At 70.5% G+C, this 23,766-nt stretch carries 18 protein-coding genes and 1 pseudogene; 13 read left to right on the forward strand and 6 right to left on the reverse strand.

Annotated features, from left to right (window positions below; translation table 11 throughout):
* From glpK to ABEE00_RS07865, 3 genes are all read right to left on the reverse strand, one after another.
* Entirely contained in the window at window positions 1-1,521 is a 1,521-nt protein-coding gene (glpK, locus tag ABEE00_RS07855; RefSeq protein ID WP_345744560.1) for a glycerol kinase GlpK, read from the reverse strand.
* 74 nt (window positions 1,522-1,595) lie between these two features.
* Window positions 1,596-2,360, reverse strand: a complete 765-nt coding sequence (locus tag ABEE00_RS07860; protein WP_345744561.1) for an MIP/aquaporin family protein — start codon at window positions 2,358-2,360, stop codon at window positions 1,596-1,598.
* Window positions 2,361-2,590: 230 nt separating this feature from the next.
* Window positions 2,591-3,355 (reverse strand): IclR family transcriptional regulator, encoded by a 765-nt coding sequence (locus ABEE00_RS07865; protein WP_345744562.1) that lies wholly within the window; start codon window positions 3,353-3,355, stop codon window positions 2,591-2,593.
* A 263-nt stretch (window positions 3,356-3,618) separates the two neighbouring features.
* Between ABEE00_RS07865 and metH the strand changes: the two genes are divergently transcribed.
* The 3 genes from metH to ABEE00_RS07880 all read left to right on the forward strand — a co-directional run bounded on the left by metH (window position 3,619) and on the right by ABEE00_RS07880 (window position 10,146).
* Entirely contained in the window at window positions 3,619-7,134 is a 3,516-nt protein-coding gene (metH, locus tag ABEE00_RS07870; protein WP_345744563.1) for a methionine synthase, read from the forward strand.
* Between the two features lie 379 nt (window positions 7,135-7,513).
* Window positions 7,514-8,218, forward strand: coding sequence for an HAD family hydrolase (locus tag ABEE00_RS07875; RefSeq protein ID WP_345744564.1), 705 nt, complete (start codon window positions 7,514-7,516; stop codon window positions 8,216-8,218).
* Between the two features lie 329 nt (window positions 8,219-8,547).
* Window positions 8,548-10,146, forward strand: coding sequence for an ABC transporter substrate-binding protein (locus ABEE00_RS07880; RefSeq protein WP_345744565.1), 1,599 nt, complete (start codon window positions 8,548-8,550; stop codon window positions 10,144-10,146).
* A 124-nt stretch (window positions 10,147-10,270) separates the two neighbouring features.
* Here ABEE00_RS07880 and ABEE00_RS07885 read toward each other — a convergent pair whose 3' ends face one another.
* On the reverse strand, window positions 10,271-10,942 hold the full coding sequence (locus ABEE00_RS07885) for a response regulator transcription factor (protein WP_345744566.1): 672 nt from the start codon (window positions 10,940-10,942) through the stop codon (window positions 10,271-10,273).
* Window positions 10,943-11,037: 95 nt separating this feature from the next.
* Entirely contained in the window at window positions 11,038-12,153 is a 1,116-nt protein-coding gene (locus ABEE00_RS07890; protein ID WP_345744567.1) for a RecB family exonuclease, read from the reverse strand.
* 122 nt (window positions 12,154-12,275) lie between these two features.
* On the opposite strand from ABEE00_RS07890, the gene ABEE00_RS07895 reads away from it, so the two are divergent.
* From ABEE00_RS07895 to ABEE00_RS07905, 3 genes are all read left to right on the forward strand, one after another.
* Window positions 12,276-13,823: a site-2 protease family protein gene (locus ABEE00_RS07895; RefSeq protein WP_345744568.1), complete on the forward strand. Its 1,548-nt coding sequence runs from the start codon at window positions 12,276-12,278 to the stop codon at window positions 13,821-13,823.
* Between the two features lie 106 nt (window positions 13,824-13,929).
* Window positions 13,930-14,838 carry a tRNA (adenine-N1)-methyltransferase gene (locus ABEE00_RS07900; protein ID WP_345744569.1) on the forward strand — a complete coding sequence of 303 codons (909 nt, stop codon included), beginning with the start codon at window positions 13,930-13,932 and terminating at the stop codon, window positions 14,836-14,838.
* A 293-nt stretch (window positions 14,839-15,131) separates the two neighbouring features.
* Window positions 15,132-15,728 (forward strand): hypothetical protein, encoded by a 597-nt coding sequence (locus ABEE00_RS07905; RefSeq protein WP_345744570.1) that lies wholly within the window; start codon window positions 15,132-15,134, stop codon window positions 15,726-15,728.
* An 18-nt stretch (window positions 15,729-15,746) separates the two neighbouring features.
* On the opposite strand, the gene ABEE00_RS07910 is transcribed toward ABEE00_RS07905, so the two are convergent.
* Complete coding sequence (locus ABEE00_RS07910; protein ID WP_345744571.1) at window positions 15,747-16,043, reverse strand: ferredoxin; 297 nt, start codon at window positions 16,041-16,043, stop codon at window positions 15,747-15,749.
* A 312-nt stretch (window positions 16,044-16,355) separates the two neighbouring features.
* Between ABEE00_RS07910 and arc the strand changes: the two genes are divergently transcribed.
* From arc to ABEE00_RS07945, 7 genes and pseudogenes are all read left to right on the forward strand, one after another.
* A complete protein-coding gene (gene arc / locus ABEE00_RS07915; RefSeq protein WP_345744572.1) occupies window positions 16,356-18,128 on the forward strand; it encodes a proteasome ATPase in 1,773 nt (590 codons plus the stop codon).
* Between the two features lie 255 nt (window positions 18,129-18,383).
* The gene (gene dop / locus ABEE00_RS07920) at window positions 18,384-19,895 is read left to right on the forward strand and encodes a depupylase/deamidase Dop (protein WP_345744573.1); all 1,512 of its coding nucleotides are present in this window, start codon (window positions 18,384-18,386) and stop codon (window positions 19,893-19,895) included.
* A 234-nt stretch (window positions 19,896-20,129) separates the two neighbouring features.
* Entirely contained in the window at window positions 20,130-20,348 is a 219-nt protein-coding gene (locus ABEE00_RS07925) for a ubiquitin-like protein Pup (RefSeq protein WP_345744574.1), read from the forward strand.
* 98 nt (window positions 20,349-20,446) lie between these two features.
* A pseudogene (locus tag ABEE00_RS07930) lies at window positions 20,447-20,644 on the forward strand (endonuclease domain-containing protein); the annotation flags it as partial.
* Window positions 20,596-21,441: a proteasome subunit beta gene (gene prcB, locus ABEE00_RS07935; RefSeq protein WP_345744575.1), complete on the forward strand. Its 846-nt coding sequence runs from the start codon at window positions 20,596-20,598 to the stop codon at window positions 21,439-21,441. The pseudogene ABEE00_RS07930 and the gene prcB, both read left to right, overlap by 49 nt.
* A gap of 47 nt (window positions 21,442-21,488) precedes the next feature.
* Window positions 21,489-22,277: a proteasome subunit alpha gene (prcA, locus tag ABEE00_RS07940; protein WP_345744576.1), complete on the forward strand. Its 789-nt coding sequence runs from the start codon at window positions 21,489-21,491 to the stop codon at window positions 22,275-22,277.
* Window positions 22,278-22,465: 188 nt separating this feature from the next.
* Complete coding sequence (locus ABEE00_RS07945) at window positions 22,466-23,764, forward strand: MFS transporter (protein ID WP_345744577.1); 1,299 nt, start codon at window positions 22,466-22,468, stop codon at window positions 23,762-23,764.
* Window positions 23,765-23,766: the final 2 nt, after the last annotated feature.

Here is a 23,766-nt window from a genome sequence, read left to right on the forward strand (position 1 = left end):
TCAGTTCTCCTCTTCGATCCAGCCCATGGTCCGCTGTACGGCCTTGAGCCAGCTCTTGTACTCGCGGTCGCGAACGTCCGCTTCCATGCGAGGCGTCCACTCCGACGCCCGCTTCCAGTTCCTCCGGAGCTCGTCGGTGTCCGACCAGAAGCCGACCGCGAGCCCGGCCGCGTACGCGGCGCCCAGGCAGGTGGTCTCGGCGACCAGCGGACGGACGACGGGGGCGTCCAGAAAGTCCGAGATGGTCTGCATCAGCAGATTGTTGGAGGTCATGCCGCCATCGACCTTCAGGGAGGTCAGCTCGACGCCTGAGTCCTTCTGCATGGCGTCGACGATCTCCCGGGTCTGCCAGGCGGTCGCCTCCAGAACGGCGCGCGCGAGGTGCGCCTTGGTCACGTACCGCGTCAGCCCGGCGATCACACCGCGCGCGTCGGAGCGCCAGTACGGGGCGAAGAGACCGGAGAAGGCGGGCACGAAGTACGCGCCGCCGTTGTCCTCGACCGAGCTGGCCAGCGTCTCGATCTCGGCGGCCGAGTTGATCAGGCCCATCTGGTCGCGCATCCACTGCACGAGCGAGCCGGTGACCGCGATGGAGCCCTCGAGCGCGAAGACCGGCTTCTTGTCGCCGATCTGGTAGCCGACGGTGGTGAGCAGCCCGTTGTAGGAGTTCACCGACTCCTCGCCGGTGTTCAGCAGCAGGAAGGTTCCTGTGCCGTACGTGGACTTGGCCTCGCCCTTGTCGAAGCAGGTCTGGCCGAACAGCGCGGCCTGCTGGTCGCCGAGCGCGGAGGCGACCGGCACGCCCGCCAGGTCGCCGACGGCCTCGCCGTAGACCTCGGCGGAGGAGCGGATCTCCGGCAGGACGGCGGTGGGCACGCCGATGGAGGCGCAGATGCGCTCGTCCCACTGCATCGTGCCGAGGTTCATCAGCATCGTGCGGGAGGCGTTGGTGACGTCGGTGACGTGCCTGCCGCCGTTCACGCCGCCGGTGAGGTTCCAGATGACCCAGGAGTCCATGGTGCCGAACAGCAGCTCGCCGTTCTCGGCGCGCTCGCGCAGCCCGTCCACGTTGTCCAGCAGCCACCGGATCTTCGGGCCCGCGAAGTACGAGGCGAGGGGGAGGCCCGTCTCGCGCCGGAACCGGTCCTGGCCGACATTTCGCCCCAGCTCACGGCAGAGCCCGTCGGTTCTGGTGTCCTGCCACACGATCGCGTTGTGGACCGGCTCGCCGGTGTTCTTGTCCCACAGCATCGTGGTCTCGCGCTGGTTGGTGATGCCCAGCGCCTTCACGTCGTCCTTGGTGATGCCCGCCTTGTCCAGGGCACCGGCCACCACCTGCTGGACGTTCGTCCAGATCTCGGCCGGGTCGTGCTCGACCCACCCCGGCTTGGGGAAGATCTGCTCGTGCTCCTTCTGGTCGACCGAGACGATGCGCCCGTCCTTGTCGAAGACGATGCACCGGCTGGACGTCGTGCCCTGGTCGATGGCCGCGATGAAGGGGCCGGAGTGGGTGTCGCTCATGTTGCTGCTCCAAGAAGTTCGGTGTGAGGGGGCCGTTTCCGCTTCGCCCCCCGGGTACGCGCCTGCTGCGCCGGTCAGGCGAACGCCACCTGGAAGACGCCGCCCGCGATGGCCCCGCCCAGCAGCGGACCGACGATCGGGATCCATGCGTAACCCCAGTCGGAACCGCCCTTGTTGGGCAGCGGCAGCAGCGCGTGCACGATGCGCGGGCCGAGGTCGCGCACCGGGTTGATGGCGTACCCCGTCGGTCCGCCGAGGGAGAGACCGAGGCCGACCACGACCAGCGCGGTCAGCAGCGCCCCGATGCCGGACATGGCGACACCCTTGGTGTTGCTCTGCGTGAGGATGGCCAGCACCAGCACGAAGGTGGCGATGGTCTCGGTGGCGAGGTTCTGCGCCGCGTTGCGGATCTCCGGGGAGGTGAAGAAGACACCGTGCACGGGCCCCGGGTTCTCGTACCGCACCGGAGCCGTCTCGGGCTCGGTGAGCTGCGCCTTGAACTGCCCCGCGTACGCGGCCCACACCAGAACGGCGCCGATCATGGCGCCGAGCAGCTGGCTCGCCCAGTACAGCGGAAGCTGGTCCCACGCGATGCCGCCGTGCGCCTCGCCCTTGATGGCCAGGCCCAGCGTGACCGCGGGGTTCAGGTGCGCGCCCGAGATCTGCGCGATGTACGCGCCGGTGAGCACCGCGAAGCCCCAGCCGAAGGCGATCGCGACCCAGCCGGCCTGGAACGCCTTGGAGCGGCGGAGGTTGACGGCGGCGCAGACGCCGCCGCCGAGCAGCACCAGGACGGCGGTCCCGATGGTTTCGCCGAAGAAAATGTCGGAGCTGGACACCCGCGACTCCTTTGTCCTTGTCCAGATGTGTGGGGCGGACCGGGTCCCGTCCGGTGTTCGACAATGTCGACCGCCGAACGGCAGTTTTCTCCTGAGTACAGAACTCGTCAAGGGGATGTGACACAGCACTCCGCTGGGTCGCATGATGCGTGCGGTGCGTGAGTTCCGCACGGCGGAGTACGCCGCTGCCTACCCCGTACGAGGCCGTGGTCTGTCAGTGCTGTGGTCTGTCAGAAACGCCTGGCCCCCAGATCGCGCGAGACCGCGCGTGCGCAGTCCCGCACCGCTGCCACCAGCGGAGGCTTGAGCTCCCCGTCCTCGCAGACCCGCTCCACGGCGCCGGTCACCCCGACCGCGCCGACCGGCATGCCCCGCCGGTCCCGCACCGGCGCCGCCACCGAGGCCAGCCCCTCCCAGGTCTCCTCCACGTCCGCGCCCCAGCCCCGCGAGGCGGTCACCTCGACCAGCTCCTCCAGCTCCTCGGGGACGGTCACGGTGCGCTCCGTGAAGGAGGCCAGCTCCGCGTCGGCGACCTGGCTGTGCGCCACCGGGTCGAAGGCGCAGAGCACCTTCCCCAGCGCGGTGCTGTGCAGGGGCTGCATCGCGCCCACCTCCAGCACCTGGCGGCTGTCGTCGGGGCGGAACACGTGGTGCACGATCAGCACGCCCTGCTGGTGGAGCACGCCCAGGTAGACGCTCTCGTTGGAGGAGCGCGCCAGGTCGTCCGCCCACACCAGGGCGCGGGCGCGCAGCTCGTGCACGTCCAGGTAGCTGGTGCCCAGGCGCAGCAGCTCGGCGCCGAGCTGGTACTTGCCGGTCGCGGTCTCCTGCTCCACGAAGCCCTCCTGCTGGAGGGTGCGGATCAACCCGTGCGCCGTGCCCTTCGGCAGGTCGAGCGCGGCCGCGATGTCGGACAGGCCGAGCCGCCGCTCGCCGCCCGCCAGCAGTCGCAGCACGGCGGCGGCACGCTCCAGCGACTGGATGGTCCGCGCCATCGCGTACCTCCTGACCTGCTTCCGGAGAAGCCTCGAAGACAGTTCGACAATGCCGAACGCTATCGCCTGACGCCGGGGCGTGGAAGCCGGGTGCGGAACAGCCCGGACGAAAGCGTCGACAACCGGCCATCCCGCCGTCCGGCCAGCGGACGGGCCCCTCGGGGACTTGTGCAGGACCGATACGCTGACGTCGTGCGCTTCGCCACAGAGGACCGGCGGAGCCGCATAGCCGACAGTCGTCGCACTCCTAGGGAGCAACCTTCATGGCCTCGCCGAGCAGCACGTCCTCCGCCAAGTACCCGCGTGCGGACGCCCTCAGGGCGGCACTCGCCGAAAGGGTGGTCGTCGCCGACGGTGCGATGGGCACCATGATCCAGGCGCAGGACCCGAGCCTCGACGACTTCCAGCAGCTCGAGGGCTGCAACGAGATCCTCAACGTCACCCGTCCCGACATCATCCGCAACGTCCACGCCGAGTTCTTCGACGCCGGCGTGGACTGCGTGGAGACCAACACCTTCGGCGCCAACTTCGCGGCGCTGAAGGAGTACGACATCACCGACCGGAACTTCGAGCTCTCCGAGAAGGGCGTCGCCATCGCGCGCGGCGTCGCGGACGAGTACGAGGCGAAGGACGGCCGGCAGCGCTGGGTGCTGGGCTCCATGGGCCCCGGCACCAAGCTGCCCACCCTCGGCCACGCCCCGTACGCCACGCTGCGTGACGCGTACCAGACCAACGCCGAGGGCATGATCGCGGGCGGCGCCGACGCGCTGCTCGTGGAGACCACCCAGGACCTGCTGCAGACCAAGGCGGCCCTGATCGGCGCCCGCCGCGCGCAGGACGCCATCGGCTCCAACCTGCCGCTGATCTGCTCGGTCACCGTGGAGACCACCGGCACCATGCTGCTCGGCTCGGAGATCGGCGCGGCGCTGACCGCGCTGGAGCCGCTGGGCATCGACATGATCGGCCTCAACTGCGCGACCGGCCCCGCCGAGATGAGCGAGCACCTGCGCTACCTCGCGCAGCACGCGCAGATTCCGATCTCCTGCATGCCGAACGCCGGTCTCCCGGTCCTGGGCAAGGACGGCGCGCACTACCCGCTCACCCCCGAGGAGCTGGCCGACGCGCACGAGACCTTCGTGCGCGACTACGGCCTCTCCCTCGTCGGCGGCTGCTGCGGCACGACGCCCGAGCACCTGCGCCAGCTCGTGGAGCGGGTGCGCGGCGCGACGCCCGCCCAGCGCAACCCGCAGCACGAGCCGAGCGCCGCCTCGCTGTACCAGTCGGTGCCCTTCCGCCAGGACAACTCGCACATGGCGATCGGTGAGCGCACCAACGCCAACGGCTCCAAGAAGTTCCGCGAGGCCATGCTCGACGGCCGCTGGGACGACTGCGTGGAGATGGCCCGCGACCAGATCCGCGAGGGCGCGCACATGCTCGACCTGTGCGTCGACTACGTGGGCCGCGACGGCGTCGCCGACATGCGGGAGCTGGCCAGCCGGTTCGCCACCGCGGCCACCCTGCCGATCGTGCTGGACTCCACCGAGGTCGACGTCATCCAGGCCGGCCTGGAGTGCCTCGGCGGCCGCGCGGTCATCAACTCGGTGAACTACGAGGACGGCGCGGGCCCCGACTCCCGCTTCGCCAAGGTCGCCACGCTCGCGCGCGAGTACGGCGCCGCGCTGATGGCCCTCACCATCGACGAGGACGGCCAGGCGCGTACGGCCGAGGACAAGGTCCGCATCGCCGAGCGGATCATCGAGGACCTGACCACGAACTACGGCATCGCCGAGTCGGACATCCTCATCGACACCCTGACCTTCACCATCTGCACCGGTCAGGAGGAGTCCCGCAAGGACGGGATCAACACCATCGAGGCCATCCGGATGCTCAAGGAGCGGCACCCGGACGTGCAGACCACGCTCGGCCTCTCCAACATCTCCTTCGGCCTCAACCCGGCCGCGCGCGTCACGCTCAACTCCGTGTTCCTGGACGAGTGCGTGAAGGCGGGCCTGGACTCGGCGATCGTCCACGCCTCCAAGATCCTGCCGATCGCGCGGCTGGAGGAGGAGCAGGTCAAGACGGCGCTCGACCTGATCTACGACCGGCGCGAAGAGGGCTACGACCCGCTGCAGAAGCTGCTCTCCCTCTTCGAGGGCGTCGACATGAAGTCGATGAAGGCCGGCAAGGCCGAGGAGCTGGCCGCGCTGCCGCTGGACGAGCGCCTGCAGCGCCGCGTCATCGACGGCGAGAAGAACGGCCTGGAGGACGACCTGGACGCGGCGCTCGCCGAGCGCCCCGCGCTGGACATCGTCAACGACACGCTGCTGGCGGGCATGAAGGTCGTCGGTGAGCTCTTCGGCTCGGGCCAGATGCAGCTCCCGTTCGTGCTCCAGTCCGCCGAGATCATGAAGTCGGCGGTCGCCTACCTCGAGCCGCACATGGAGAAGAAGGAGGACGAGGAGGGCAAGGGCACCATCGTGCTCGCCACCGTCCGCGGCGACGTCCACGACATCGGCAAGAACCTCGTGGACATCATCCTCTCCAACAACGGCTACAACGTGGTCAACCTGGGCATCAAGCAGCCCGTCTCCGCGATCCTGGAGGCCGCCGAGGAGAACAAGGCGGACGTCATCGGGATGTCGGGCCTGCTGGTGAAGTCCACGGTGATCATGAAGGAGAACCTGGAGGAGCTGAACTCCCGCAAGATGGCCTCGGACTTCCCGGTCATCCTCGGCGGAGCCGCGCTCACCAGGGCGTACGTGGAGCAGGACCTGCACGAGGTGTACGAGGGCGAGGTCCGCTACGCCAAGGACGCCTTCGAGGGCCTGAGCCTGATGGACGCGCTCATGGGCATCAAGCGCGGCGTCCCCGGCGCCGAGCTGCCGCCGCTGAAGCAGCGCCGGGTGCCCAAGCGGGACATCGAGATCCCCGAGGCCGAGGTCAACGACGGCTCCATCCGCTCGGACGTCGCCGTCGACAACCCGATCCCCGAGCCGCCCTTCTGGGGCAGCCGCGTGATCAAGGGGCTGAACCTCAAGGACTACTCGTCCTGGATCGACGAGGGCGCGCTGTTCAAGGGCCAGTGGGGCCTCAAGGAGTCCCGCAAGGGCGAGGGCCCCTCGTACGAGGAGCTGGTGGAGACCGAGGGGCGGCCGCGGCTGCGCGGTGTGCTGGACGACCTCCAGGCCAAGAACCTCCTGGAGGCGGCCGTCATCTACGGCTACTACCCCTGCGTCTCCAAGGGCGACGACCTGATCATCCTCAACGAGGACGGCAGCGAGCGCACCCGCTTCACCTTCCCGCGCCAGCGCCGCGGGCGGCGGCTGTGCCTCGCCGACTACTTCCGTCCCGAGGACAGCGGCGAGACCGACGTGGTCGGCCTCCAGGTCGTCACCATCGGCTCCAAGGTCGACGAGTACGCGGCCGAGCTGTTCGCGAACAACAACTACCGCGACTACATGGAGCTGCACGGCGTCTCCGTACAGCTCGCCGAGGCGCTGGCCGAGTACTGGCACGCGCGGGTCCGCTCCGAGCTGGACGTGGCGAACGACGACCCGCTGGACATGCAGGGCATGTTCGACGTGAAGTACCGCGGCGCGCGCTTCTCGCTCGGCTACGGCGCGTGCCCGAACCTGGAGGACCGCGCGAAGATCGCCGACCTCCTCCAGCCGGAGCGCATCGGCGTCGAGCTCTCCGAGGAGTTCCAGCTCCACCCGGAACAGTCCACCGACGCCATCGTCATCCACCACCCGGAGGCGAACTACTTCAATGCGCGGTAACGCCTGACGGCTGATCCGCCGCGGGAGGGGGCGCTGGGCGCCCCCTCCCGGGGTACCGCCCGGGGAGCTTTCCCTTACCGGTGACGGGCTCGCCGTCGGATCTTTCATCCGCCGCAGCGGCGGGTGAGCGGAGCGTTTCGTATCGGCGGTGACAGCGCAGGCCGTGCTGTCACCGCCGACGGCGTTCGCTGGGCGGCTTTCCGCTGCGGCGGGAAAGATCTTCCGGGGCCCGGGGAGCAGCCGCCACGCAGTGGTGAGCCTTCGCGCGGCGCCCGCCGCGGAGCGAGGACGTACACTGTTCGGTCCGGTACAGGCCGGTCGTCCGGGGTCTTCGGATCGCGGGGGGCCGGCCTTCTCGTCCCTGAGGAGGCGTACGCGGATGACGAGCTCCGTCTCAGCGCTCAGCACACTGACGGCCGAGGGCTCCCGGCTCCAGGCCGTGCTCCTGGACATGGACGGCACCCTCGTGGACACCGAGAACACCTGGTGGGACGCCGAGGTGGAGGTCTTCGCCGGGCTGGGCCACACGCTGCGGGACGAGTGGCGGCACATCGTGGTCGGCGGCCCCATGAGCCGCAGCGCCGGCTTCCTCATCGAGGCCACCGGCGCCCGCATCACCATCGAGGAGACGGCGGGACTGCTCAACGCCGCGTTCCTCGACCGCCTCGCCGCCGGCGTGCGGCTGATGCCCGGGGCTCGCAGGCTGCTCACCGAGCTGACCGCGCACGGGGTGCCCGCCGCGCTGGTGTCCGCCTCGCACAGGGCGGTCGTCGACCGCACCCTGGAGACCCTCGGCGCCGAGCACTTCGCGTTCTCGGTCGCGGGCGACGAGGTGGAGCACACCAAGCCGCACCCCGAGCCGTATCTGACCGCCGCCGCGCGGCTGGGCGCCGACCCCGCGCGCTGCGCCGTGCTGGAGGACACCGCGACCGGCGTGGCGGCCGCCGAGGCCGCCGGGTGCCGCGTGGTGGCCGTGCCCTCCCTCGCGCCCATCGGCCCCGGCGACGGCCGCACCGTCGTGGAGTCGCTGCACGACGTGGACCTCGGCTTCCTGCGGACCCTTGTGGGCACGCCGGCCCGCTGAGAGACCCGCGCCGACACCCCCGAACCGCCGGTGATGTTGCTCACAATCGCCCGCGCGCGGGGAACTGCCGCTGCGTGCCGATGACGTGACGCGGCGACACATTCGCCCGCCGTTGTGTCCCCTTTGATTCGCCGGTGTCGCTTACGTTCTCAGGTTCGCATAACGGATCTGGATGATCGGCTACCGGTCGTAACGCCGTAGGGTCCCCCGTGGTGCCCCCGTACCGCGGGGGACCGTGCCGTTCTCCTCCCCTCGAACGCAGTAACGTCTGCTTTCCGGCCTTTCGACCCAAGCAGCAGACCCAGGCCGGACGAGGGAGACCGCCGACCATGAACCGCAAGATCCTGGTGCTGCCCGCGCTCGCCGGGCTGATCGCGCCGCTGCTGACCGCCTGCGGCAGCGGAGCGGACGAGGGCGCAGAGGGGAAGCCCATCGTCGTCGGCACGACCGACAACTTCGCGGTCACCAGGGACAATCCGGCCCCCTTCGACCCCGCGGCCTCGTACGACGTGAGCGCGTGGAACATCATGCGCAACACCTTCCAGACGCTGCTGCGGCTGCCGCGCTCCGGCACCGAGCCGACGATGGACGCGGCCAAGCGCTGCGGCTTCACCGACCAGCAGAACGAGCAGTACCGCTGCACGCTGAAGGACGGCCAGCGCTTCTCCAACGGGCACAAGCTGGATGCGAAGGACGTCGAGTTCTCCATCAAGCGCGTGCTGGGCATCAACTTCTCCAACGGCCCGGCCTCGCTGCTCACCAACGTCGACAAGGTCGAGGCGACCAGCGACAAGGAGGTCGTCTTCCACCTCAAGCGGCCCGACGCGACCTTCCCGTACAAGCTCGCCACCCCGGCCGCCTCGATCGTGGACAGCCAGAGCTACCCGGCGAAGAGCTTCGTGCACGGCTTCGAGGTGCACGGCTCGGGCCCGTACAAGCTGGACGCGTTCGACCCGGACGCCGACAAGGCGGAGCTGTCCCGCAATCCGCAGTACGCGGGCGGGCTGAAGGTGAAGAACGACAAGATCCGGCTGAGGTTCTACAAGACCTCGGAGGACATGGAGCAGGCGCTCCAGGCCGGCAGGATCGACCTGATGAACCGCTCCATATCCCCGGAGCAGGTGGAGAAGCTCCAGACGCCCGAGGACGACCACATCGAGCTGGTCGAGCAGCCCGGGCAGGAGATCCGCTACCTGGCCTTCGACACCGACGACTCCGTCGCGGGAAAGAAGGCCGTCCGCCAGGCCATGGCCCAGATCGTCGACCGCAACCAGCTCGTGCGGGACGTGTACGCGCGCACCTCCGAGGCGCTGTACTCCATCGTGCCGAGCCAACTCCCGGGCCACACCAACTCGTTCTTCAACAAGTACGGCGAGCCCAGCGTCCAGAAGGCCCGCCGCATCCTGCGCTCGGCCGGCGTGGACACCCCGGTCAAGATGACCCTCGCGTACACCAGCGACCACTACGGCGCGGCCACGCAGAAGGAGTTCGCGGAGCTCAAGAAGCAGCTCAACGACACCGGGCTCTTCGACGTGCGGACCAAGGGCGTGCCGTGGAAGAAGTTCCGCCCGGCGGCGAGCAAGGGCGCCTACCAGGCGTACGGCTTCGGCTGGTTCCCCGACTTCCCCGACGCGGACAACTTCATCGCGCCGTTCTTCGAGAAGAACAACGTGCTGAACACCCCGTACGCGAACGACGAGATCCGCGACCAGCTCATCCCCAAGACGCGGCAGAAGGCCGACAGGCCCGCCACCGCGTCCAGCTTCGGCCGCGCGCAGGACATCGTCGCCGACGAGGTGCCGGTGCTGCCGCTGTGGCAGGGCAAGCAGTACATCGCCGCCCGCGACGACATCACGGGCGTCGAGTGGGCGCTCAACTCCAACTCCGTGCTCCAGCTCTGGGAGCTGGGCCGCGGCGTGGGCGGCTGACCCCCGCGACCCCTCAGGTCACGTACGAGGGCCCGGCACACCGCGTGTGTGCCGGGCCCTCGTACGTCTGCCGCCGTGGGTGCCGTACGACGTACGGCTGATGTCCACGGCGTGCGGGGGCCGTCTACGGGGCGCCGGGGCGGACCAGGCCGCTCTCGTACGCATAGACGGCGGCCTGCACCCTGTCGCGCAGGCCCAGCTTGGTCAGCACGTGCCCGACGTGCGTCTTCACGGTGGTCTCGCTGACGAAGAGGTCCGCGGCGATCTCGGCGTTGGACAGCCCGCGCGCCACCAGCTTCAGCACCTCCACCTCGCGCTCGGTGAGCTGGTGCAGCGTGTCGGGGACCGGCTCCTCGCCGGAGGGGAGCTTGCCCGCGTACTTGTCCAGCAGGCGGCGGGTGATGCTGGGCGCGAGCATCGCCTCGCCGGCGGCGACCACCCGGATCGCCTGCACCAGCTCGCCGGCCGGCGCGTCCTTGAGCAGGAAGCCGCTGGCGCCGGCGCGCAGCGCCTCCACCACGTATTCGTCCAGGTCGAAGGTGGTGAGCACCAGCACCTTCGCCGGGCCGTCCTTGCCGGGGCCCGTGATGCGGCGGGTGGCCTCGACGCCGTCCATGCGCGGCATCCGGATGTCCATCAGCACCACGTCGGGCTGGAGCGCGCGCACCTGGTCGAGCGCCTGCACGCCGTCCCCGGCCTCGCCGACGACGGCGATGTCCTGCTCGGCCTCCAGAATCATCCGGAATCCGGTGCGCAGCAGCGGCTGGTCATCGACCAGCAGGACACGGACAGCCACGGAATCTCCTCCAGGAAGCGAGCGGTGCGGCGGGTTGTTGCGGCGGATGCGCGGTGCGCGCGGAGCGCGACGGGGACGCGGGTCCCCATTCTTGCCTAACCGTCTGTGGCCGGTGTCTCTGACCCGCCCTCGCCCTCGCCGGGGGCCGCGGCGCCGGACTCCTCGCGGGGCTCGGGCAGCCGCGGCTGGATGGTGAGCGGATACGGCGGGGGAGTGCCGCCGAACTCGGGGCAGTGCGCCTGGTGGTCGCACCAGCCGCACAGCTTGCTCGGCTTGGGCCGCCAGTCGCCGCTCTCGGTCGCCTTCATGATCGCTTCCCAGAGCGCGAGCAGCTTCCGCTCCACGGTCCGCAGGTCGGCCTCGACCGGGTCGTACGTCAGCACCTCCCCGGAGCCGCCCAGGAACACGAGCTGGAGGCGGCGCGGCAGCACGCCGCGCAGCCGCCACAGCACCAGCGCGTAGAACTTCATCTGGAACAGGGGCCCGTCGCGGTACTCGGGGGGCGGGGCCTTGCCCGTCTTGTAGTCCACGATGCGCACCTCGCCGGTCGGCGCGATGTCGACCCGGTCGATGATGCCGCGCAGCCGCAGCCCGGACTCCAGCTTCGCCTCGACGAACAGCTCGCGCTCGGCGGGCTCCAGACGCGTCGGGTCCTCCAGCGTGAACCAGCGCTGCACCAACTCCTCGGCCTCGGCGAGCCATTGGGCCAGCCGCGCGGGGTCGGGCTCAGCGTGCTCCTCGGGCTCGGCCTCCGGGCCCTCCTCGGTGAACAGGGTCGCGAGCTCGGGGCGCTTGGCCAGCAGCCGCTCCCACTCGCCCGCCACCAGGGACCTGGCGCGCTCCGCGCTGCGCTGCCCCGCCGGCGCGTCGAACAGCCGCTCCAGCACGGCGTGCACGACGGTGCCGCGGGTGGCGGCGGCCGAGGGTTTCTCCGGCAGCTTGTCGATGACCCGGAACCGGTACAGCAACGGGCACTGCATGAAGTCGCCGGCCCGCGAGGGCGAGAGCGCTCTGGGCGGGGACACCCGCTGCGGGGTCTTCCGCGCCCCGTGCGGGGCGGGGGTGCCATGTGCGGTGGCGCCGTGTGCGGTGGTGTCGTGTGCGGCGCCGTCATGTGCCGTGGCGCCTTGCGGAGCGGTGTCGTGCGCGGCGTCGCCCGGCGAGGAGGCGGCGTCGTGTGACGAGGCAGGAGAGGAGGCCGGAGTTCCCATGGTGTACGACCCTAAGACCCGCCGCTGACACCGGGCGCATACCATCGACGGACACCCCCGCGCACGGCATGATCATGGGAGCCGCGCAGGGCGGGTGCGACGGATGCAGCAGAGGGGAACCCGTGTCGGACACGGACAACGACGGCGAGCCGCGAGCGGGCGGCGACGAGCTGGCAGGCGGCGACGGGGCCCGGGACGGGTCCCGCGCCGACGCGGTCCGGCGCACCCCGGAGCGGGGGCCGCGGGATGACCGGGAGCCCCGCGACGAGCCCGCCGAGAGCGGAGCGGACACCGCGGCCGGTACGGACGACGCCGCCGACGCCGAGCCGAAGCCGGACGCGGAGTCGGGCCCGACTCCGGAGCCGAAGTCGGACCCGGCGCCGGAGTCGGAGCCGGGCCCGACGCCGGACCCGGAGTCGAAGCCCGAGCCGCAGCCGACGCCCGAGCTGCTCAGGAAGCCCGATCCGCAGCGGACGAAGCCCGCCGGCGCCTCCACCCCCTCCGACCGCCCCCGCACCCGCCCCACAGGCGGCGGCATCCTGATGGGGCGGCCCTTCGGCGTACCGGTGTATGTGGCGCCGAGCTGGTTCCTCGTCGCGGCGCTGATCACCTGGGTCTTCGGCGGTCAGCTCGACCGGGTGCTGCCGCACCTGGGCATGGCCCGCTACCTCATCGCGCTGTTCTTCGCCGTGGCCTTCTACGCCTCCGTGCTGGTGCACGAGCTCGCGCACACCGTCGCCGCGCTGCGCTTCAAGCTGCCGGTGCGGCGCATCCAGCTCCAGTTCTTCGGCGGCGTATCGGAGATCGAGAAGGAGTCCGAGACGCCCGGCAGGGAGTTCGTGCTCGCCTTCGTCGGGCCGCTGCTCTCGCTCGTGCTGGCCGCGGTGTTCTACGCGGGGATGCGGGCCGTCGAGCCCGGCACGGTCCCTGGCGTGCTCCTCGCGGGCCTGATGATCTCCAACCTCATCGTGGCCGTCTTCAACCTGCTGCCGGGCCTGCCCCTGGACGGCGGACGGATGCTGCGGGCCGTCGTGTGGAAGATCACCGGGCGGCCCATGTCCGGCACCGTCTTCGCCGCCTGGACGGGCCGCGCGCTCGCCGTCGCCGTGCTGATCGGCCTGCCCCTGGCCACCCACGCCGGCGGCCTCAGCGAGGACGGCATCAGCGGCGTCGACTCGCTCACCGACGCGCTGCTCGCCGCGATCCTGGCCGCGATCATCTGGACCGGCGCCGGCAACAGCCTGCGCATGGCCCGGCTCCGCGAGAGCCTGCCGCAGCTCAACGCCCGCGCTTTGACCCGCCGCGCGGTCCCGGTGAACGCCGACACCCCGCTCTCCGAAGCCCTGCGCCGGGCCAACGAGGCGGGAGCGCGCGCCCTCGTCGTCGTCGACGGCAAGGGCGACCCGCTCTCCCTCGTACGCGAGGCGGCCATCGCCGGCGTACCCGAGCACCGCCGCCCCTGGGTCGCCGTCTCCACGCTGGCGCAGGACCTCAAGGAGGGCATGCGGGTGCCGGCGGAGCTCTCCGGCGAGGAGCTCCTCGACCACCTGCGGGCCACCCCGGCCACCGAGTACCTCGTGGTCGAGGAGACCGGTGAGATCTACGGGGTGCTCTCCACCGGCGACGTCGAGCGCGCCTTCGTCGCCGCCATGGCCAAGCCCTCGGCGTGACTCCCCGGCCCGGGCCGCCCGGCTCGGGCCCGCCCGGACCCCGTACGCCGGCGGCCGCATCGGCCCAGTGCACAGAGCCTTCCCCGTAACCCGTTAGGCTGTCCGCATGTCCGAACCGACCGGTGCCGCCCGCCGCCGCGGCCTCTTCAAGGTCGGGGACCAGGTCCAGCTCACCGACCCCAAGGGTCGCCACTACACGATCACGCTCGAAGAGGGGAAGAGCTTCCACACCCACAAGGGAGCCTTCCCCCACGACGAGCTGATCGGCGCCCCCGAGGGCAGTGTCGTCCGTACCACGGGAAACGTCGCCTACCTCGCGCTGCGCCCCCTGCTCCCCGACTACGTCCTGTCCATGCCGCGCGGAGCCGCGGTGGTCTACCCCAAGGACGCGGGGCAGATCCTGGCGCACGCCGACATCTTCCCCGGCGCGCGGGTCGTCGAGGCCGGCGTGGGCTCGGGATCGCTCAGCTCCTTCCTGCTGCGCGCCATCGGCGACCAGGGGATGCTGCACAGCTATGAGCGGCGGGACGACTTCGCCCAGATCGCCCGGCAGAACGTCGAGCGCTACTTCGGCGAGCCGCACCCCGCGTGGACGCTCACCGTCGGCGACCTCCAGGACAACCTGACCGACACCGAGGTCGACCGCGTCATCCTCGACATGCTCGCCCCGTGGGAGTGCCTGGAGGCCGTCTCCAAGGCCCTCGTCCCCGGCGGCATCGTCTGCTGCTACGTGGCCACCACGACCCAGATGGCCCGCATGGTCGAGGAGATCCGCGAGCACGGCACCTTCAACGAGCCGCAGGCCTGGGAGACCATGGTCCGCAACTGGCACGTCGAGGGCCTCGCCGTCCGCCCCGACCACCGCATGATCGGCCACACCGGCTTCCTGCTCACCGCCCGCCGCCTCGCCGACGGCGTCGAGCCCCCGCTGCGCCGCCGCCGTCCCGCCAAGGGCGCGTACGGCGAGGACTACACCGGCCCCGGCAGCCAGTCCGGCGGCCGCGCCAAGGGCTGAGCAGCCCCGCCGCCGGCCGGCGCCGCACCAACGCGCGTGCGTCCGGCGGCCGTTGAGCCGCCCCGGCTACGCGCCGCACCGTAGGGGCACGAGCCCGCGATACCGCACCGCCGCCGCCCGGTTCCGCACAGCGGAACCGGGCGGCGGCGGATTTTTGCGGGGAGTTGACGCCGCCGAAACGCCCCGGCCGTTTCCGGTCGGTGTGACATATGGCACGATGCTGAGCATCCCCCTCCGGCACCACTCGGTGCCCTCCAGCACATGCCTCCCATGTCCCACAGGAGCCCTCCGGCGTGACGGAACTGCCGCAGACCCGTACCCGTACCCGCGCTGTGCACTGGGCCGCGACCGCTGTCGCCCTCGCCGCCGTCGTCGGCGGCGCCGCCCTCGTACAGCCCCCCGACGCCACGGCGCGCACCACCGCAGCGGCCGCGCCTGACGGCCCGCCGCCCGATCCGGAACGCGCCACCTACCCGGTCGACTGTGGGAAGGGCCCGTCCACCGGCACCTCGGGGCCCGGGGTCAATGTGCGGATCACGGACCGCGGTTCGGCGGACTTCGACGGCGACGGGCGTACGGAGACCGTGGCCGTGGTCCGCTGCGACACCGGCATGGGCACACCGCCCAGCGGCGTCTTCGTGCTCGCCCCCGCCAAGGAGCCCGGCGCCGCGCCCCGGATCACCGAGACCCTGGTACCCACAGGCGAGCAGATGAGCGTGAAGGACTTCGCCGTGCACGGCCGCACCGTTTCGGCCACCCTCCTCGGCTACTCCTCCGAGCAGGTGCCGCGCTGCTGCCCCGACCGCGAGCGCAAGGTCAAGTGGGTATGGCAGGCAGGCAAGTTCACCCTCGTGCCCGCGGCCGTCGCGGGCGGCGCGACCGCGGTCTGAGCACGCGGGGCCCGGGCGCTAGCCGGCGTCCGGGCCGTACACCTCGACACGGTCGGCGACCCTGCGTACGTGGATGCAGTCGCCCGGGCACTCCTTGGCCGAATCCACCACGTCGTCGAGCAGCGGCAGCGGCACGGGCGTGGTCGCGCCCGCGTCCTGGAGGAGCTCGTCGGAGGAGTCCTTCACATAGGCCAGACCGTCGATGTCCAGCTCGAACACCTCGGGCGCATACTGCGCGCAGATCCCGTCGCCGGTGCACAGGTCCTGGTCGATCCAGACCTCCAGCGCCCCGTTCTCGCCGCTGCCGGTGCTCATCGCGTGCCCCTGCCGTTCCGCGCCGCACCTCCGGGCGAGGCCGCGCTTGTGAAAGCCGTAACTGCTTGCCCTACCGCCGTGAGACCGCTGGGCAGCTCCCGAAATAAGGCCACCCACGACGGGTGTTGACCGTAGCGACGATACAACCGGCGGCTTTTCCGATGTTGATGGGTGGGTATTCCCAGGCGTGAGGGAGTGCGTGAGGGTGAAGATCAGACACACCCCTACGTCTTTGTGATCTAGGGGTTTCAACCTGCACCGGCCCAGGTAGGGTCTGGAAGCGTCCAGCTCCCCTTGGAGGAGGTGAGGACCGTGGCAGCCCACGACGACGACACTAACCGCGGCATCCGGCCCGGTCGGGGGTCCGAGGACCCGAACGGGCAGATTGCCTATCTAGAGCAGGAAATCGCCGTCCTGCGCCGCAAGCTCGCCGACTCTCCGCGCCACACTCGGATTCTCGAGGAGCGGATCGTCGAGCTGCAGACCAACCTGGCCGGCGTTTCCGCACAGAACGAACGGCTCTCCAACACCCTTCGCGAGGCCCGCGACCAGATCGTGGCGCTCAAGGAGGAGGTTGACCGGCTCGCCCAGCCGCCCTCCGGCTTCGGCGTCTTCCTGCAGGCCAACGAGGACGGCACGGCCGACATCTTCACCGGAGGCCGCAAGCTCCGGGTGAACGTCAGCCCCAACGTCGAGCTGGAAGAACTCCGGCGTGGCCAGGAAGTCATGCTCAACGAGGCGCTCAACGTGGTCGAGGCCATGGAGTTCGAGAGCGCCGGGGACATCGTCACCCTCAAGGAGGTCCTTGAGGACGGCGAGCGCGCCCTGGTGGTGGGGCACACCGACGAGGAGCGCGTGGTGCGGCTCGCCGAGCCGCTGCTGGAAGAGGGCATCACGCTCCGTGCCGGGGACGCCCTCCTGCTCGACTCCCGCTCCGGGTACGTCTACGAGGTCGTACCGAAGAGCGAGGTCGAGGAGCTCGTCCTCGAAGAGGTCCCGGACATCGACTACACAAGGATCGGTGGCCTGGGCGGGCAGATCGAGCTCATCCGCGACGCGGTCGAGCTCCCCTACCTCTACCCCGACCTCTTCAAGGAGCACGAACTCCGGCCGCCCAAGGGCGTCCTGCTCTACGGGCCGCCCGGCTGCGGCAAGACGCTGATCGCCAAGGCCGTCGCCAACTCGCTGGCCAAGAAGGTCGCCGAGGTGACGGGCAAGCCCCAGGGGAAGAGCTACTTCCTCAACATCAAGGGCCCCGAGCTGCTCAACAAGTACGTCGGCGAGACCGAGCGGCACATCCGCCTGGTCTTCCAGCGGGCCCGCGAGAAGGCGAGCGAGGGCACGCCCGTCATCGTCTTCTTCGACGAGATGGACTCGCTCTTCCGCACCCGCGGCTCGGGCGTCAGCTCGGACGTGGAGAACACCATCGTCCCGCAGCTGCTCTCCGAGATCGACGGCGTGGAGGGCCTGGAGAACGTCGTGGTGGTCGGCGCCTCCAACCGCGAGGACATGATCGACCCGGCGATCCTCCGCCCCGGGCGGCTCGATGTGAAGATCAAGATCGAGCGTCCGGACGCCGAGGCGGCCAAGGACATCTTCTCCAAGTACCTGACCCCCGAGCTCCCGCTGCACGCGGACGACGTGGCGGAGCACGGCGGCAACGCCGAGGCGGCGTGCGACGCGATGATCCAGTCCGTCGTGGAGCAGATGTACGCCGAGTCCGAGGAGAACCGCTTCCTGGAGGTCACCTACGCCAACGGTGACAAGGAGGTCCTGTACTTCAAGGACTTCAACTCCGGCGCCATGATCGAGAACATCGTGGGCCGGGCCAAGAAGATGGCCATCAAGGCCTTCCTCGACCACAACCAGAAGGGCCTCCGCGTCTCCCACCTGCTCGCCGCCTGCGTGGATGAGTTCAAGGAGAACGAGGACCTGCCCAACACCACCAACCCGGACGACTGGGCCCGCATCTCCGGCAAGAAGGGCGAGCGGATCGTCTACATCCGCACGCTCGTCACCGGCAAGCAGGGCGCGGACACCGGCCGCTCCATCGACACGGTGGCCAACACCGGTCAGTACCTGTAATCGCATCACGGTCCGGCTGCGGAAGTCCCGCACCTCCCCGCCGCTGCAGGGGAGGGCGGGAGTCCGCAGCCGGATTGTTTCCAGCAGCCTCAAGGAAGTCCGCCAGGTGATCTCCCCACTTCAGCCCGGTCGTTCTAGGCTCTTCCGTACCGCCGCCAAGCGCAGTGCGGGAGAGGGGACCGCACACGGGCCGGATGCGCAGCGGGACTTGAGCGAGGGCCCGATGACGGGCCGTCGCCGGGCAAGGAGGGCCGCATGACCGTACGGCGCGTAATGGGCATCGAGACCGAGTACGGCATCTCCGTGCCCGGTCACCCCAACGCCAATGCCATGCTCACCTCGTCCCAGGTCGTCAACGCCTATGCGGCTGCGATGCACCGGGCGCGGCGCGCCCGCTGGGACTTCGAGGAGGAGAACCCGCTGCGGGACGCCCGCGGCTTCGACCTGGCGCGCGAGGCAGCCGACTCCAGCCAGCTCACCGACGAGGACATCGGCCTCGCCAACGTCATCCTCACCAACGGCGCCCGGCTCTACGTCGACCACGCCCACCCCGAGTACAGCGCCCCCGAGGTCACCAACCCCATGGACGCCGTGCTCTGGGACAAGGCCGGCGAGCGGATCATGGCCGAGGCCGCGGAGCGCGCGGCCGAGGTCCCCGGTGCCCAGCCGATCCACCTCTACAAGAACAACACCGACAACAAGGGCGCCTCCTACGGCACCCACGAGAACTACCTGATGAAGCGGGAGACCCCGTTCTCCGACATCGTGCGGCACCTCACGCCGTTCTTCATCTCCCGCCAGGTGGTCTGCGGCGCCGGACGCGTCGGGCTCGGCCAGGACGGCAGCGAGCACGGCTTCCAGATCAGCCAGCGCGCCGACTACTTCGAGGTCGAGGTGGGCCTGGAGACCACCCTGAAGCGGCCCATCATCAACACCCGCGACGAGCCGCACGCGGACGCGGAGAAGTACCGCAGGCTGCACGTGATCATCGGCGATGCCAACCTCTCCGAGGTGTCGACCTACCTCAAGCTGGGCACCACGGCCCTCGTGCTTTCCATGATCGAGGACGGCTTCATCACGGTCGATCTCGCGGTCGACCAGCCCGTACGGACCCTGCACCAGGTCTCGCACGACCCCTCACTGCAGCGGCTGATCACGCTGCGCAGCGGGCGTACGCTCACCGCCGTACAGCTCCAGATGGAGTACTGCGAGCTGGCGCGCAAGTACGTGGAGGAGCGCTGGGGCTCCGACGCGGACGAGCAGACCACGGACGTCCTCGCCCGCTGGGAGAGCACGCTCAACAAGCTCGAGAACGACCCCATGAGCCTGTCGGGCGAGCTCGACTGGATCGCCAAGCGCGAGCTCATGGAGGGCTACCGCAAGCGGGACAGCGTCGAGTGGGACGCGCCCCGGCTGCACCTGGTGGACCTCCAGTACGCCGACGTACGGCCCGACAAGGGGCTCTACAACCGTCTCGCCGAGCGCGGCAAGATCCAGCGGCTGCTCTCCGAGGAGGACGTGCGCCGTGCCGCGGCCAAGCCGCCCGAGGACACCCGGGCCTACTTCCGCGGCCGCTGCCTGGAGCAGTACGCGGACGACGTGGCGGCGGCCTCGTGGGACTCGGTCATCTTCGACCTGCCGGGGCGGGACTCGCTCCAGCGTGTACCCACCCTGGAGCCGCTCCGCGGCACCCGCAACCACGTCAAGGAGCTGCTGGACCGCTGCCGGTCAGCCGAGGAGCTGGTGAAGGTGCTGAGCGGCGGCTGAGGGGCGGTCGAGGGGCCGCTGCGCTGCGCAGCGCCGTCGCGTCGGCCGGATGCCGTACGCGGCCGGTGAGCGCGCAGTGGCCGAGGGTCAGTTGAGCGTTGAGAAGGCGCCGGGGGCGGGAATCATCCCGGTGGCTTCCGGACGTTGGAAGAAGTGAAGGGCCTGTGTCAGTCCCTGCTTGTAGGGTCTGATCTTGTACGTCTCGCGTACACCGAACCGAGCGGGGTGAGGGAAATGGCGACCAAGGACACCGGCGGCGGCCAGCAGAAGGCCACGCGCCAGACCGAGGAGACCGAGGAGCAGGAGCAGGACGCTCAGGTCTCCGAGGACCTCAAGGAACGCCAGGAGGCGCTGTCGGACGACGTGGACTCCGTCCTGGACGAGATCGACGACGTCCTGGAGGAGAACGCGGAGGATTTCGTACGCTCGTTCGTCCAAAAGGGCGGCGAGTAAGCACACGGCGGTCCCCGGGCGCCTTTCCGGGGGTGCTCGCCGAGCACCCCCGGGGGCGCCCGGGTCGTCCAACTTCCGCCTCTCCGTGGGGAGTCCGCCTTTCCGCTTCCGCGGAACATGTGGATCACGATCATGAGACGGGTAAGGTCCGTGGCGTATTGTGCTTCAGCTTTGATGCGGCGCTGGGGCAGTTCAAGGAGCGGCCCGAAATCATGAGGCGGGCCATCAGCTATCTGGAAGGAAACGTGTGGAAGCCAACACTCGTAGCACCGGGCGTCTGCCAGCTGCCTTCCTGACGCCGGGCTCTTCGTCGTTCATGGATTTCCTCTCCGACCACGCGCCGGACCAGCTGCCGGGCAACCGGCCGCTGCCGCCCGTCGAGGGCGCGGTGCAGGCACCGCACGGCACGACCATCGTCGCGGCGACCTTCTCCGGGGGCGTCGTGCTGGCCGGTGACCGGCGGGCGACGATGGGGAACGTGATCGCGCAGCGGGACATCGAGAAGGTGTTCCCGGCCGACGAGCACTCGGCGGTGGGCATCGCCGGCACGGCGGGTCTGGCCGTGGAGATGGTGAAGCTCTTCCAGCTGGAGCTGGAGCACTTCGAGAAGGTCGAGGGCTCGACGCTCTCCCTGGAGGGCAAGGCGAACAGGCTGTCCACGATGATCCGCAGCAACCTCGGCATGGCCCTGCAGGGCCTCGCCGTGGTGCCGCTGTTCGCGGGCTTCGACGTGGACAGGGAGAAGGGCCGGATCTTCTCCTACGACGTGACCGGCGGACGGTCCGAGGAGCTGGGCTTCGCGGCCGTCGGTTCGGGTTCGGTGTTCGCGCGCGGCTCGCTGAAGAAGCTGCACCGCGAGGAGCTGTCGGAGCGGCAGGCGGCCTCGGTGGTGCTGCAGGCGCTGTATGACGCCGCGGACGACGATTCGGCGACGGGCGGTCCCGATCTGACCCGGCAGATCTTCCCGATCGTCACGGTGATCACCGAGGACGGTTTCCGGAAGCTGTCCGAGGACGAGGTCTCCGAGATCGCCCGCGCGGTGTACGAAGGCCGGCTCCAGACCCCCAACGGCCCCCAGGCGCCGGTCTCTTGAGGCCGGGCTCCAGGGACGCAACTCAGACAGGAAGGGACGGATAGCCGGTGTCGACGCCGTTCTATGTCTCACCCCAGCAGGCCATGGCGGACCGTGCGGAGTATGCCCGCAAGGGCATCGCGCGGGGCCGGAGCGTGGTCGTGCTGCAGTTCGCCGACGGCATCGTGTTCGTCGCCGAGAACCCCTCGCGCGCGCTGCACAAGGTCAGTGAGATCTATGACCGCATCGCCTTCGCCGCGGTCGGCAAGTACAACGAGTTCGAGAATCTCCGCATCGGCGGCGTCCGCTACGCGGACCTGCGCGGTTACACGTACGACCGCGAGGACGTGACCGCACGCGGCCTCGCGAACGTGTACGCGCAGACGCTGGGCACGATCTTCTCCTCCAACGCGGAGAAGCCGTACGAGGTCGAGCTGATCGTCGCCGAGGTGGGGCCTGCCCCGGAGGACGACCAGATCTACCGGCTGCCGCACGACGGCTCGATCGTGGACGAGCACGGCTCGGTCGCGGTCGGCGGCAACGCGGAGCAGATCAGCAGCTATCTCGACCAGCGTCACCGTGACGACATGTCGCTCTCGGAGGCGCTCAAGCTGGCCGTGCAGTCGCTCGCGCGGGACAACAACGGCGGGGAGCGGGAGCTGACCGCCGAGCAGCTGGAGGTCGCGGTGCTGGACCGCGCCCGGCCGCAGAAGCGGAAGTTCAAGCGGGTGCTGGGGCAGAAGCTGTCCCGGCTGCTGGAGGAGGGCGAGGGCTCGTCCTCGGCCGCTTCCTCGGACAGCGACTCCGATGCGGGTTCCGGTTCGTCCTCGTCCTCCGAGGAGGAGAGCGGCGAATGACCGTGTGCCGGGCGGCGGTCGGCCGCCCGGCGGGCGGCCGATAAGCGCGCGACCCGCGCCCGTGGTGCGTGGTACGTATGGCGCCGTACGCAGACCGCGTACGGCGCCATACGCGTATCGGGCCCCGGCGGTGCGAGTGCGGGCGGGGGTGCGGGTGCGGCGCCCTGTGGGGGAGAGGAGCCGGGCCGGTGAGTGCGGCGAGGTCTGCCGGTACGGGGTATGCGCGGCTGCTGGGCGCGCGGCACGCGGTGCGGCTGCTGGCGGGGACGCTGGTGGGGCGGCTGCCGAACGCGGCGGGGCCGCTGGCGATGGTGCTCTTCGTCCGCGCGGAGGGCGGGAGTTACACGCTGGCCGGGGTGCTCTCGGCCGCGTACGGACTCGCGACGGCCGCGGGACAGCCGCTGCTGGGGCGGCTGGTGGACCTGTACGGGCAGCCGCGGGTGATGCTGCCCGCCGCAGTGGTCTCGGCGCTGGGGCTCGTGCTGTTCGTCGTGGTGGGCCGTGAGCCGGTCGCGGCGGCCGCCGTCGCGGTGTGCGTCGCGGGGGTGAGCACGCCGCCGCTGGAGGGCGGTCTGCGGGCGCTGTGGCCCGTCGTGCTGAGGGGCGCGGGGCGCGGCGAGCTGGTGCAGGCGGCGTACGCGCTGGACGCGGTGGCGCAGGAAGTGATGTTCGCCGTGGGCCCGTTGCTGGTCACGCTGCTGGTGGCGGCGTGGAGCGAGGCGGCCGCGCTGCTGGTGCTGGCGGCGCTGGGGGTGGCCGGGGCGCTGTCGGTTGTGGTGTCGCCGCCCTCGCGCGGCTGGCGCTCGGAGCCGCGGGAGGCGCACTGGCTGGGCGCGCTGCGCTCGCGGGGGCTGCTGGCGGTGCTGGGCACGTTCTTCTTCGTGGGCATCGCGCTGGGCACGATCGCGGTCGCGGCCGTGCGGTACGCGGACGCCCACGGCGACAGCCTGATCTCCACGTACCTGCTCTCGGGGCTGGGCGCGGGCGCGCTCGTCGGCGGAGTCGCGTACGGGGCGCGGCGGTGGCGTGGCCCGGCCGAGCGGCGGCTGCGGTGGCTGGTGGCGGCGCTGGCCGTCTGCTACGTGCCGCTGGTGCTGGTGCCGGGCGTGCCCGCGATGACGGCGCTGACGGTGGTGGCGGGGCTGTTCCTGGCGCCGGCGCTGGCCTGTTCGTTCGTGGTCGTGGACCGGCACGCGCCGGCGGGCACGGTGACGGAGGCGTTCTCGTGGCTGGTGACCACGTTCGGTGTGGGGACGGCCGCCGGCACGGCGCTGGTGGGTCCCGTGGTCGAACGGCACGGTGCCGCGGCGGGGTTCGCGCTCGCGGGCGCTGGCGGTGCGGCGGCGCTGGGCGTGCTGCTGCTGACGGTGCGGGTGCTCCCGCCGGCGCCCGGCGGTTCTGGCGGCACGTCAGTCCCGGTCGCACGGTGGGAAAATGATCGGAACGGTGCCCCCGAACCCGGTTTCAGATCAGGGCATCAGGCGTAATG

This window comes from Streptomyces odontomachicola (genome assembly GCF_039605595.1).
Classification (GTDB): Bacteria; Actinomycetota; Actinomycetes; order Streptomycetales; family Streptomycetaceae; genus Streptomyces.

Coding starts and splice junctions, on each gene's coding strand:
- glpK (WP_345744560.1), bottom strand. CDS start 1,521: ATGAGCGACACCCACTCCGGCCCCTTCATCGCGGCCATCGACCAGGGC.
- ABEE00_RS07865 (WP_345744562.1), bottom strand. CDS start 3,355: ATGGCGCGGACCATCCAGTCGCTGGAGCGTGCCGCCGCCGTGCTGCGA.
- metH (WP_345744563.1), top strand. CDS start 3,619: ATGGCCTCGCCGAGCAGCACGTCCTCCGCCAAGTACCCGCGTGCGGAC.
- ABEE00_RS07875 (WP_345744564.1), top strand. CDS start 7,514: ATGACGAGCTCCGTCTCAGCGCTCAGCACACTGACGGCCGAGGGCTCC.
- ABEE00_RS07880 (WP_345744565.1), top strand. CDS start 8,548: ATGAACCGCAAGATCCTGGTGCTGCCCGCGCTCGCCGGGCTGATCGCG.
- ABEE00_RS07890 (WP_345744567.1), bottom strand. CDS start 12,153: ATGGGAACTCCGGCCTCCTCTCCTGCCTCGTCACACGACGCCGCCTCC.
- ABEE00_RS07900 (WP_345744569.1), top strand. CDS start 13,930: ATGTCCGAACCGACCGGTGCCGCCCGCCGCCGCGGCCTCTTCAAGGTC.
- ABEE00_RS07910 (WP_345744571.1), bottom strand. CDS start 16,043: ATGAGCACCGGCAGCGGCGAGAACGGGGCGCTGGAGGTCTGGATCGAC.
- dop (WP_345744573.1), top strand. CDS start 18,384: ATGACCGTACGGCGCGTAATGGGCATCGAGACCGAGTACGGCATCTCC.
- ABEE00_RS07925 (WP_345744574.1), top strand. CDS start 20,130: ATGGCGACCAAGGACACCGGCGGCGGCCAGCAGAAGGCCACGCGCCAG.